The sequence below is a fragment of the Bradyrhizobium sp. 1200_D9_N1_1 genome (genome assembly GCF_052075915.1).
GTDB classification, from domain to species: Bacteria; Pseudomonadota; Alphaproteobacteria; order Rhizobiales; family Xanthobacteraceae; genus Bradyrhizobium; species Bradyrhizobium diazoefficiens.
On record NZ_CP197226.1, the window covers coordinates 6,633,142 to 6,644,117 of the forward strand.

The 10,976-nt window shown below is 66.7% G+C and carries 10 protein-coding genes; 9 read left to right on the plus strand and 1 reads right to left on the minus strand.

Annotated features, from left to right (window positions below; all coding sequences use genetic code 11):
* The first annotated feature begins 23 nt into the window (after positions 1 to 23).
* The 9 genes from scpA (at position 24) to AB5K84_RS31905 (ending at position 9,878) form a co-directional block, all read left to right on the plus strand.
* A complete protein-coding gene (gene scpA / locus AB5K84_RS31865; protein ID WP_011085838.1) occupies positions 24 to 2,180 on the plus strand; it encodes a methylmalonyl-CoA mutase in 2,157 nt (718 codons plus the stop codon).
* Positions 2,181 to 2,217: 37 nt separating this feature from the next.
* Complete coding sequence (locus tag AB5K84_RS31870; protein ID WP_011085837.1) at positions 2,218 to 2,514, plus strand: nucleotidyltransferase family protein; 297 nt, start codon at positions 2,218 to 2,220, stop codon at positions 2,512 to 2,514.
* A gap of 32 nt (positions 2,515 to 2,546) precedes the next feature.
* A complete protein-coding gene (locus tag AB5K84_RS31875) occupies positions 2,547 to 3,320 on the plus strand; it encodes an RsiV family protein (RefSeq protein WP_011085836.1) in 774 nt (257 codons plus the stop codon).
* A 128-nt stretch (positions 3,321 to 3,448) separates the two neighbouring features.
* Positions 3,449 to 4,441 carry a tripartite tricarboxylate transporter substrate binding protein gene (locus tag AB5K84_RS31880; protein WP_011085835.1) on the plus strand — a complete coding sequence of 331 codons (993 nt, stop codon included), beginning with the start codon at positions 3,449 to 3,451 and terminating at the stop codon, positions 4,439 to 4,441.
* Between the two features lie 161 nt (positions 4,442 to 4,602).
* Positions 4,603 to 5,094, plus strand: coding sequence for a tripartite tricarboxylate transporter TctB family protein (locus AB5K84_RS31885; RefSeq protein WP_011085834.1), 492 nt, complete (start codon positions 4,603 to 4,605; stop codon positions 5,092 to 5,094).
* 3 nt (positions 5,095 to 5,097) lie between these two features.
* Positions 5,098 to 6,609 carry a tripartite tricarboxylate transporter permease gene (locus tag AB5K84_RS31890; protein WP_011085833.1) on the plus strand — a complete coding sequence of 504 codons (1,512 nt, stop codon included), beginning with the start codon at positions 5,098 to 5,100 and terminating at the stop codon, positions 6,607 to 6,609.
* A 51-nt stretch (positions 6,610 to 6,660) separates the two neighbouring features.
* Positions 6,661 to 7,650: a methylmalonyl Co-A mutase-associated GTPase MeaB gene (gene meaB, locus AB5K84_RS31895; RefSeq protein WP_011085832.1), complete on the plus strand. Its 990-nt coding sequence runs from the start codon at positions 6,661 to 6,663 to the stop codon at positions 7,648 to 7,650.
* Positions 7,647 to 8,294, plus strand: a complete 648-nt coding sequence (locus AB5K84_RS31900; RefSeq protein ID WP_011085831.1) for a pyroglutamyl-peptidase I — start codon at positions 7,647 to 7,649, stop codon at positions 8,292 to 8,294. Before meaB ends, AB5K84_RS31900 begins: the two co-directional genes overlap by 4 nt.
* A gap of 213 nt (positions 8,295 to 8,507) precedes the next feature.
* Positions 8,508 to 9,878 carry a TIGR03808 family TAT-translocated repetitive protein gene (locus AB5K84_RS31905; RefSeq protein ID WP_011085830.1) on the plus strand — a complete coding sequence of 457 codons (1,371 nt, stop codon included), beginning with the start codon at positions 8,508 to 8,510 and terminating at the stop codon, positions 9,876 to 9,878.
* A gap of 120 nt (positions 9,879 to 9,998) precedes the next feature.
* Here AB5K84_RS31905 and AB5K84_RS31910 read toward each other — a convergent pair whose 3' ends face one another.
* Positions 9,999 to 10,796, minus strand: a complete 798-nt coding sequence (locus AB5K84_RS31910; protein WP_051000271.1) for a TIGR03809 family protein — start codon at positions 10,794 to 10,796, stop codon at positions 9,999 to 10,001.
* Positions 10,797 to 10,976 lie beyond the last annotated feature (180 nt).

Sequence of the window (10,976 nt, forward strand, 5' to 3'; positions counted from 1 at the left end):
GCGTCTATGATATGGTCGAAACCATGAGCCGCATTCCCAATTTCGCCGATGTCGCCTTCGAGAGAGCAACCACCGCCGCGCCGGCCGGCAGCGCCGAGCCGTGGCTGACGCCCGAGGGCATCCTGGTGAAGCCCGCCTATGGCGAGGCCGACCTCGCCGGGCTCGATTTCCTCGAGACCTATCCGGGCATCGCGCCCTACCTGCGCGGCCCCTACCCGACCATGTATGTCAACCAGCCCTGGACCGTCCGGCAATATGCCGGCTTCTCCACGGCGGAGGATTCCAACGCGTTCTACCGCCGCAACTTAGCTGCCGGACAGAAGGGCCTCTCGGTCGCCTTCGACCTCGCCACCCATCGCGGCTATGACAGCGATCATCCGCGCGTCGGCGGCGACGTCGGCATGGCCGGCGTGGCGATCGATTCCATCTACGACATGCGCACGCTGTTTGCGGGCATCCCGCTCGACCAGATGAGCGTGTCCATGACCATGAACGGCGCGGTGCTTCCGATCCTCGCGCTGTTCGTCGCCGCCGCGGGCGAACAGGGCGTGCCGCCGGAAAAACTCTCGGGCACCATTCAGAACGACATTCTGAAAGAGTTCATGGTGCGCAACACCTATATCTATCCGCCTGCGCCGTCGATGCGGATCATCTCCGACATCTTCGCCTACACCTCCACGAAGATGCCGAAATACAATTCGATCTCGATCTCCGGCTATCACATGCAGGAAGCCGGCGCGACGCAGGATCTCGAGCTCGCCTATACGCTGGCCGACGGTGTGGAATATTTGCGCGCCGGTCTTGCCGCAGGCCTCGACGTCGACCGCTTCGCGCCGCGGCTGTCGTTCTTCTGGGCGATCGGCATGAACTTCTTCATGGAAGTCGCCAAGATGCGCGCCGCGCGCCTGCTGTGGGCGAAGCTCCTGAAGCCCTTCAATCCGAAGGATCCGCGCTCGCTCTCGCTGCGCACGCATTGCCAGACCTCGGGCTGGTCGCTGACCGCGCAAGACGTCTTCAACAACGTGATGCGGACGACGGTCGAGGCGATGGCGGCAACGCAAGGCCACACCCAGTCGCTGCACACCAACGCGCTCGACGAGGCGCTGGCACTGCCGACCGATTTCTCGGCCCGCATCGCCCGCAACACCCAGCTGTTCCTCCAGCAGGAGAGCGGCACCACCCGCATCATCGATCCCTGGGGCGGCTCGTATTATGTCGAGCGTCTGACGCGCGATCTCGCCGCCAAGGCGTGGAGCCACATCCAGGAGGTCGAGGAGCTCGGCGGCATGGCGAAGGCCATCGAGGCCGGCGTGCCCAAGCTGCGCATCGAGGAGGCTTCCGCCAAGACCCAGGCCCGCATCGACGCCGGCAAGCAGGCGGTGATCGGCGTCAACAAGTACAAGCCGACCGACGAGGCCCCGATCGATATCCTCAAGGTCGACAACACGAATGTCCGCCGGCTCCAGATCGACAAGCTGACGCGGCTGAAGTCCGAGCGCAACCAGAAGGACGTCGATGCCGCGCTCGCCGCGCTGACGCGCTCGGCCGGCGAAGGCAACGGCAACCTGCTCGCGCTCGCCATCGACGCGGCGCGGGCCAAGGCGACCGTCGGCGAAATCTCGGACGCGATGGAGAAGGTGTTCGGCCGGCACCGCGCCGAGATCAAGTCCATCACCGGCGTCTACAAGCGGGAGGCGTCCAGCATGGGTAACCGGGTCGAGAAGGTTCAGGCGCTGATCGACGCCTTCGAGGAGGCGGAAGGCCGCCGCCCGCGCATCCTGGTCGCCAAGATCGGCCAGGACGGCCACGACCGTGGCCAGAAGGTGATCGCCTCGGCGTTCGCCGATATCGGCTTCGACGTCGACATCGGGCCGCTGTTTGCCACCGCCGATGAAGCGGCGCGACAGGCCGTCGAGAACGACGTGCACATCCTCGGCGTCTCTTCGCTTGCCGCGGCCCACCTCACCGCCGTGCCTGAGCTCAAGGCCGCGCTGAAGAAGCAGGGCCGCGACGACATCATGATCATCGTCGGCGGCGTGGTGCCGCCGCAGGATTACGAGGCGCTCTACGCGGCCGGTGCCGAAGCGATCTTCCCGCCCGGCACGGTGATCGCCGACGCCGCCGAGGAGCTGATCCGCAAGCTGAACGCCCGGCTCGGGCATAGCGAGGCGGCGGAGTAGATGCTACGCTGGCCGTATCACCGGTCGGGTTGTCTTCATGACACGTGATGAGATCATCGCTGCGATCCGCAAGAACGCCGATGCCATCAAAGCCAAGGGCGTCTCGAAGCTCGCCATCGTCGGCTCGCGGGCCGACGCCGACTATCGGCCGGACAGCGACATCGATGTCCTGGTCGAGGTCGAACCGGAGGCCTCTTTCTCGCTGCTCAACCTGATCGACGTCGAGCAGATCATCGAGGACGCGACCGGCTTGCAGGCGCAGGCGACTGTCCGGCGCTCCGCCTCCCCCCACTCTGCGCAGCAGATCGCAGACGACATCCTCGAAATATTCTGACGCTCACGTAAGGAGCACTCCCCTTGAAGTTCATGATCGGTTTGAGCGTCGCCATGGCGCTTGGCGCAACGTGCGTGATCTCCGCCTTCGCCGCGGATCCAAAGCCCGACGCCATCGTCAAGACCAAGAGCATCGAGGCGCGCGTCTTCCTCGACGACAGGATCAAGGCGGATGCAGCGCTCGCGGCGGATTGCCTGGCCGAAGGCAGGAAGTGGCTCGACAAGAACGCGGCCGAGGCCGCCGCCGCGCGCAAAGAAGATCCGCAGTTCTTCAAGGACGGCGGCTGGGACTTCGAGCGCAAATATGCGATCCGCTCGGTCGTTGCCGACCGCTATGCCAGCATCCTGCGCAACGACTACATGGACACCCACGGCGCCCATCCCAATTCGGACGTGAACACGATCCTCTGGGACAAGACCGAGCGCAAGCGCATCTCGATCCGCCCGTTCTTCAACGAGACCGCCGATGGCGGCCCGACCATGAAGGCGATGCTGAAAGCCGTGATCGCCTCGCTCAAGGCCGAGAAGAAGAAGCGCGACACCAGCGAGACCGCAACCGACGAGTGGTTCAAAAGCGTGGAGCCGAGCCTGCTCAAGATCGGCGCCGTGACGCTCGCCCCGTCGACCGAGGCCGGCAAGAGTTCCGGGCTCACGTTCCACTATCCGCCTTACGCGGTCGGTCCCTACGCCGAAGGCGAATATGTCGCATTCGTGCCGTGGGAGACGCTGAAGCCTTACCTCACCGCGGAAGGCACGCGCATTTTCGGCGGCGCACGGCCGAAGGGCGATGCGGAGGAGCCGCAATGATCGTCGTGTGAGCAGCGACACATTGCTCACAGTGCTCTGGTAGCGCTACCTTGCAGCCGCGCTGCAAAGCTGACTAGAATGCCGTCATTAAGAGCGCCCGGTGTCACGGGCGCCGCTGGGAGGCATTCATGTCCAAGATTACGCGCCGCGCTTTTGCGGCTTCATCCGCCGCGGTCGCGGCGTCCGCCGCATTCGGTCTCACGCCCGCCCGCGCCCAAGCCTATCCGGCGCGGCCGGTCACCGTGATCGTGCCCTGGGGCGCCGGCGGCGGCACCGACGCGACTGCGCGCATTGTCGCAGCCCTGTTGGAAAAGGACCTTGGCCAGCCCTTCAACGTGGTGAACCGCACCGGCGGCTCCGGCGTCGTCGGCCATACCGCGATCGCGACTGCGCAGCCCGACGGCTACACGATCGGCATGCTCACGGTCGAGATCTCGATGATGCACTGGCAGGGCCTCACCGAGCTGACGCCGAAGAGCTACACCCCGCTGGCGTTGATGAACGAGGACCCGCCCGGCATCCAGGTCTCCTCCTCCTCGCCCTACAAGACGGTCAAGGACCTTGCCGAAGCGATCAAGGCCGCGCCGCCCGGCAAGTTCAAGGCCTCGGGCACCGGCCAGGGCGGCATCTGGCATCTGGCGCTGGTCGGCTGGATGCAGGCGATGGGCCTGCCCGCCAACCAGGTCGCCTGGGTGCCGTCGAACGGCGCCGCGCCCGCGATGCAGGATCTCGCCGCCGGCGGCCTCGACCTCACCACCTGCTCGGTGCCGGAAGCGCGCGCCATCATCGAGGCCGGCAAGGCAAGGAGCCTCGCCATCATGGCGCCGGCGCGCAACCCGATCTTCCCGGACGTGCCGACGCTGAAGGAGGCGATGGGCATCGAATACGCGACCGGCGCCTGGCGCGGCATCGGCGCACCCAAGAACCTGCCCCCGGAGCTCGCAACGAAGCTCACCGCGGCGCTGAAGAAGGTCTTCGACTCCGCCGAGTTCAAGGACTTCATGAGCAATCGCGGCTTCGGCACGGTGTGGGGCGATGCCGGCCAGTTCGCTGGCTTCATGGACAAGGGCGACGCCCAGATGGGCGAAGCGATGAAGGCCGCAGGTTTGAGCAAGGCGTGAACCTTCACCTCTCCCCGCGTGCGGGGAGAGGTCGAATTCGAGCTCCGCTCGAATTCGGGTGAGGGGGGTCTCCGCGAGTCCAACTCTCACCGTCCGCGCGGAAAGTCCCCCTCTCCCCGTAAGAACGGGAGAGGGAGAAGAAACCCCACAGGACTCCTCCCATGCGTCTTCCCGACTCCGTCACGGGCTCGTTTCTCGTCGTGCTCGGCGCCGCTTCTGCCTATGGCGGCTACATCTTGCCGCCGGTGCCGGGGCAGCCGGTCGGCCCCAACGTGTTTCCGCTCGTGATCGGCACCGGGCTTGCGCTGTGCGGGCTCGCGATCGTGTTCGGCATCGGCCATTCCTTCGAGGAGGAGGAAGAGCTGATCCCGCTGGAGGGCGGCCAGGCCGCAAGCCCGCCGCCGCAGGGCAAGCTCTACGGCCTGCGTGCGCTGCTGCCGCCGGCGCTTTTGCTGTTCTACGTCGTCGCCGCCGACCGGCTCGGCTTCATCATCACCGCGGCGATCATGGTCTACGTGACCTCGACCGCGCTCGGCGCCAAGTGGAAGCTGGCGCTGCCGCTCGCCGCGCTGTCGCCCTTCGCCATCCACCTCATCTTCGGCAAGCTGCTGCGCGTGCCGCTTCCTGCCGGCCTGCTGCCGACGCCCTGGTGATCCATGCTGAAGACCCTGATTGAAGCGTTCGCGCTGATCTCCACCTGGGAGGTGGTCATCGCGATGTTCGCGGCCTCCGTTTACGGCCTCGTCATCGGCTCGCTGCCGGGCCTGTCGGCGACGATGGCGACCGCCCTGCTCGTCCCCGTCACCTTCTATCTGTCGCCGATCGCCGCGATCGCGACCATCGTCGCGGCGTCCTCGATGGCGATCTTCTCCGGCGACATTCCCGGCGCTCTGCTGCGCATTCCCGGAACGCCCGCGTCCGCCGCCTATGCGGACGAAGCCTATGCCATGACGCGCAAGGGCCAGGCCGAGCTGGCGCTCGGGGCCGGCGTCTGGTTCTCAGCGGTCGGCGGCATCGCCGGCGTGCTGTCGCTGATGATCTTGGCGCCGCCGCTCGCCGAGGTCGCGCTGTCGTTCTCCACCTTCGAATATTTCTGGCTGGCGCTGCTCGGCCTGATGTGCGCCACCCTGGTCGCGCGTTCCTCGCCGGTGAAGGCGATCGCCGGCATGTTCCTCGGCCTGCTCGTCTCCTGCATCGGCATCGAGAATCCGGGCGGCGTGCCGCGCTTCACCTTCGGCATCACCGACCTGTTCGGCGGCATCGAGCCGATCCCGGCGCTGGTCGGCGTGTTCGCGGTGGCGCAGGTGATGCGCGCGATGCTGACGCCGGAACCACCTCCACTGCCGCGTCGAAAATTCGGAAGCATCATGGCCGGCCAGTGGAAGCTGACCAGGAAATACCATTGGCAGATGACGCGCGGAAACATCGTCGGCATCATCATCGGGGTTCTGCCCGGCGCCGGCGCCGACATGGCCGCCTGGGTCAGCTACGCGATGTCCAAGCGCTTCTCCAAGGAGCCGGAGAAATTCGGCACCGGCCATGTCGAAGGCCTGGTCGAGGCCGGCGCCAGCAACAATGCCAGCATCGCCTCGGGCTGGGTGCCCTCGCTGCTGTTCGGCATCCCCGGCGACACCATCGCCGCGATCGCGATCGGCGTGCTCTACATGAAGGGGCTCAATCCCGGCCCGACGCTGTTCACCGAGAAGGCGTCGAGCATGTACGCGATCTACCTGATGTTCATCATCGCGAACATCCTGATGATCCCGCTCGGCATCGCCATGATCCGGATCGCCGCCTACATCCTGCTGGCACCGCGCTCCGCCATCATGCCGATCATCATGCTGTGCTGCGCGGTCGGCTCGTTCGCGATCGGCAACAACATGTTCGGCGTCGTCACCGTCGCCGCCTTCGGGGTGATCGGCTACGTGATGGAGGCGAACGGCTATCCCGTCGCCGCGATGGTGCTCGGCATCGTCATGGGCACCATGGTCGAGCAGGCCTTCGTGACCTCGCTGATCAAGTCCGACGGCAGTATCCTGCCGTTCTTCGAACGCCCCGTCGCCGCCATCCTCGCCGCCATGGCGATCGGCGCGCTGCTGTGGCCGGTGATGGTATGGGTCTGGCGCAAGGTGAAACCGGTGCAGACGGCGGCAGCAACATCCCGGTGATAGGGGGCGGGCGGCCCTCGCCTGCCCCGCCGGGGCGTTGTAAAGCAAGGCATGGTTGAGAAGAAGGTTTCACTGGACATCAAATCCCTCGCGCGCGACCTCCGCTCCGGCAGTCGCGCGGCCCTCGCCCGGGCCATCACGCTGGTGGAGAGCCGGCGCGGCGACCACCAGGCGCTGGCGCGGGAGCTCGTGCAAATGCTGCTGCCCGACACCGGCAAGGCGTTTCGCGTCGGCATCACCGGCTCGCCCGGGGTCGGCAAGTCCACCACCATCGACGCGCTCGGCACCTATCTGATCGAGCAGGGCCACAAGGTCGCAGTGCTCGCGGTCGATCCGTCCTCGGCGCGCAGCGGCGGATCGATCCTGGGCGACAAGACGCGGATGGCGCGGCTGTCGGCGTCGGATGACGCCTTCATCCGCCCCTCGCCATCCTCGGGCACGCTCGGGGGCGTCGCCGCGAAGACGCGCGAGGCGATGCTGCTATGCGAGGCGGCCGGCTTCGGCGTCGTGCTGGTCGAGACCGTCGGCATCGGCCAGTCCGAGACGGCGGTCTGCGACATGACCGACTTCTTCCTCGCATTGATGCTGCCCGGCGGCGGGGACGAGCTCCAGGGCATCAAGAAGGGCCTGGTCGAGCTCGCCGACATGATCGCGATCAACAAGGCCGACGGCGACAATCTCAAGCGCGCCAACATCACCGCCGCCGACTATCGCAGCGCGCTGCATATTTTGGCGCCGCGGTCCGAGCATTGGCACCCGCCGGTCGAGACCTATTCGGCGCTGACCGGCGACGGCATCGCAAAGATCTGGCAAAAGGTCCTCGATCACCACAAGGCGATGAACGCGTCCGGCGATTTCGCCGCGCGCCGGCGCGAGCAGCAGGTGAAATGGATGTGGTCGATGTTGGAGCAGCGCATGCTGGCGCGGCTGCGCAGCGAGGCATCGGTGCGGACCAGGGTCCGGAAGATCGAGGCCGAAGTCGCCGATGGTCATCTCACGCCGGCGCTCGCCGCCGAGCAAATTCTGGGGCTGCTGCAATGAGCCAAAAGCTCCGCGTTCTCCTGACCGGCTTCGGTCCCTTCCCCGGCGCGCCCTATAACCCGACACAGCCGCTGGTGGCACGGCTGGCGCGGCTGCGCCGCCCGGCACTCGACGACGTCGAGCTTGCGACCCACATTTTCCCTGTGACCTATGCCGCCGTTGACCGGCAATTGCCGGAGGTGCTCGCGGCGCAAAAACCGGACGCGCTGCTGATGTTCGGCCTCGCGGCGCGGACCTCGTACCTGCGCATCGAGACCCGCGCGCGCAACGCGGTCACCCTGCTCTGGCCCGATGCCGCCAACACCCGCTCGAGCAAGCGCGGCATCGCCGGCCATGCGGATGCGATGCTGTTCGGCCCGCACACCGCAAGGCTGCTGCGCGCGGCACGCCTCACCGGCATCGATGCACGCGCCTCGCGCGATGCCGGCGCCTATCTCTGCAACTACTTAAGCTGGCGCGCGATCGAGAACGCGAGGGACGGCGGGCCACGGCTGGCGGCGTTCATCCATATTCCGCTGCTTGCGCGCAGCGGTGCAGTGCGGCTCAAGGGTGCGCCACGGATCACGCTGGAGGAACTGGTGGATGCCGGGGAAGCCATGCTGATGGAAATGGTGCGATTGGCCCGGAAGGCCCGCACTTCATAGGGTGGGCAAAGGCGCACTTGCGCCGTGCCCACCATCTCTTTCGATCCGGGTGACAATGGTGGGCACGCTGCGCTTTGCCCACCCTACGGCATCTCGCTTTGCGTAAACATTTAACCCTACCGCGAACAATCCTCATCGCCCCGGCCGCCGTGCGCCATTTCTGCGCTACCTAACCGCTGCGGACACTTCCCGCGTCCGCCGGAGGACGCATCCATGGACCTCAACCGGCGTCATCTCATCGGAGCCTCGACCGCCGGCATCGCCGGCGCGCTGGCCATGCCGGCCGACGCTGCGCGCGCGGCGCCGCTGACGTCGCTGCTCGGCCGCGATGCCACGCAATATGGCGTGCGGCCCGGCAGCAGCGAGGACCAGACCCGCGGACTCCAGCGCGCCATCGACGAGGCCGCGCGAGCGCAGATGCCGCTGGCGCTGCCGCCAGGCGTCTACCGCAGCGGATTGCTACGGCTGCCGAACGGCACACAACTGATCGGCGTGCGCGGCGCGACGAAATTCGTCTTCACCGGCGGGCCGTCGGCGATCCAGAGCGACGGCGCCGATGCGATCGGCCTTTCCGGCATCACCTTCGACGGTGGCGGCATCCCGCTGCCGACACGGCGCGGACTGATCCACGTTCTCGGCGGCCGCGACGTCCGCATCACCGATTGCGAGATCACAGGCTCCGGCGGCAGCGGCATCTGGCTCGAGCAGATCTCAGGCGATATCTCCGGCAACATCTTCACCAGCATCGCGGTGACGGCCGTGGTCTCGTTCGACGCCAAGGGCCTCAGCGTCGCCCGCAACACCATCATCGGCACCAACGACAACGGCATCGAGATCCTGCGCAGCGCGATCGGCGATGACGGCACGCTGGTCGCAGACAACCGCATCGAGGACATCAAGGCCGGCCCCGGCGGCTCCGGCCAGTACGGCAACGCCATCAACGCCTTCCGCGCCGGCAATGTGATCGTGCGCGGCAACCGCATCAAAAATTGCGACTATTCCGCGGTGCGCGGCAATTCCGCCTCCAACATCCACATCACAGGCAACAGCGTCAGCGATGTGCGCGAGGTCGCGCTCTATTCCGAGTTCGCGTTCGAGGCGGCGGTGATCGCCAACAACATTGTGGACGGCGCCGCCGTCGGTGTCTCCGTCTGCAATTTCAACGAGGGCGGCCGCATCGCGGTGGTCCAGGGCAACATCATCCGCAATCTGATCCCGAAGCGGCCGATCGGCACCGCGCCTGACGACGATGCCGGCGTCGGCATCTACATCGAGGCGGATACCTCGGTGACCGGCAACGTGATCGAGAACGTGCCGTCCTACGGCATCGTCGCCGGCTGGGGCAAATATCTGCGCGACGTCGCGATCACGGGCAACGTGATCCGCAAGGCGCTGGCCGGAATCGGCGTCTCCGTGGTGCCGGGCGCCGGCACCGCGCTCGTCAACAACAACATGATCTCCGAGACCCCGCGCGGCGCCGTGGTCGGCCTCGATCACGCCCGCGCGGTGACGGCGGATCTGTCGGCGGACGGCGCGCAGCGCTTTGCGCAGGTGGTGGTCGGCGGGAACGCGGTGCGGCGGTAGCTGCGCGGTTGGCAGACGGGGCCGTTCATCCTTCGAGGCTCGCCCCGCGGTACACCGCGGAACTCGCGCCTCAGGCTGACAGAGCTGGGAAGACGCAACCGCTCTCTCTGAACGTTACCTTCAGAACGCGTTCCGCAGCAGCGGGTATTTCGCTTCGATGCCGTCGAGGCTGAGGGTGAATTCGACGACGCGCTCGGGGGCGGCGACGATTTCGTCCGCCGGGGGCGAGAATTGCTGCAGCAGCGTTGCCACCGCGGCAGGCGCCTTCACTGCAGGTGCGGCAACCGATGCTATTGCAGCGGGTTCGGCGAACGGCGACCTCACGGGAGGCGCGGTGCGCGGCGCCAACGCAGCAGGCGCTGCGGACGGCGTCCTCACGACAGGTACCGTCGGCAGCGCCCTCGCCGCGGGAGCCTTGAGCGGGGGGACGGCGGCGGGTGCAGTGAACGATGCCACCGCAGCGGGCGCCGCGAGCGGTGCGCTGGGAGCGAGCGGCACGAGCGGGGCTTCGGTCACCTCGGCGAGCACATTCGGCGTGGGGGCGAGCCTGACCGGCACGGCGGTCTCGGGGGCGATGTGGACCGCCTTCGGCTGCATGGTCTGGGCCTGCTGCTCGCGCGGCGCCATGCGGGGCATTGTCGCCGGCGACCAGCCGAATGCGGGGGTGACGCTCGCGGCCGCCGCGGCAACGTCCCCGCCGGTGGCGATGGCGCGCCAGGTTTGGACGGCGCGCTTGGCTTCCTGGATGTTTTCGAGGAATGCGATCTCGGAGTGATAGCGGCGCCAGCGTCCGGTCTCGAACATTTCGGAGAGATGTTGCAGCCGCTGTTCGGCGAGAACGCACCAGCGTGCCGCGATCTCACGGCTACCAGCCGCGCCGCGAACAAGATCGCGAACAGACTCTTGGCGATGTGTCATGGACCAGCCCGTCAGGAGAAAAATACGGACGCGGGGGACGCAACGCACACGAATCAATTTAGACGCGACATGAATATTTTGTGGAAAAGTTTTGACTTGTCCAGCAACGACACCTCGTTCGTCGTCAAAGACCGTAGTCGTGCGGAGATTTGCTGTGTTTTCGAGTCAAGCTTCGCACAA

What these genes read in the sequence shown, in the direction of transcription:
- scpA (WP_011085838.1), top strand. Translation starts at nt 24, where the DNA reads ATGAGCCGCATTCCCAATTTCGCCGATGTCGCCTTCGAGAGAGCAACC.
- AB5K84_RS31870 (WP_011085837.1), top strand. Translation starts at nt 2,218, where the DNA reads ATGACACGTGATGAGATCATCGCTGCGATCCGCAAGAACGCCGATGCC.
- AB5K84_RS31875 (WP_011085836.1), top strand. Translation starts at nt 2,547, where the DNA reads ATGATCGGTTTGAGCGTCGCCATGGCGCTTGGCGCAACGTGCGTGATC.
- AB5K84_RS31880 (WP_011085835.1), top strand. Translation starts at nt 3,449, where the DNA reads ATGTCCAAGATTACGCGCCGCGCTTTTGCGGCTTCATCCGCCGCGGTC.
- AB5K84_RS31885 (WP_011085834.1), top strand. Translation starts at nt 4,603, where the DNA reads ATGCGTCTTCCCGACTCCGTCACGGGCTCGTTTCTCGTCGTGCTCGGC.
- AB5K84_RS31890 (WP_011085833.1), top strand. Translation starts at nt 5,098, where the DNA reads ATGCTGAAGACCCTGATTGAAGCGTTCGCGCTGATCTCCACCTGGGAG.
- meaB (WP_011085832.1), top strand. Translation starts at nt 6,661, where the DNA reads ATGGTTGAGAAGAAGGTTTCACTGGACATCAAATCCCTCGCGCGCGAC.
- AB5K84_RS31900 (WP_011085831.1), top strand. Translation starts at nt 7,647, where the DNA reads ATGAGCCAAAAGCTCCGCGTTCTCCTGACCGGCTTCGGTCCCTTCCCC.
- AB5K84_RS31905 (WP_011085830.1), top strand. Translation starts at nt 8,508, where the DNA reads ATGGACCTCAACCGGCGTCATCTCATCGGAGCCTCGACCGCCGGCATC.
- AB5K84_RS31910 (WP_051000271.1), bottom strand. Translation starts at nt 10,796, where the DNA reads ATGACACATCGCCAAGAGTCTGTTCGCGATCTTGTTCGCGGCGCGGCT.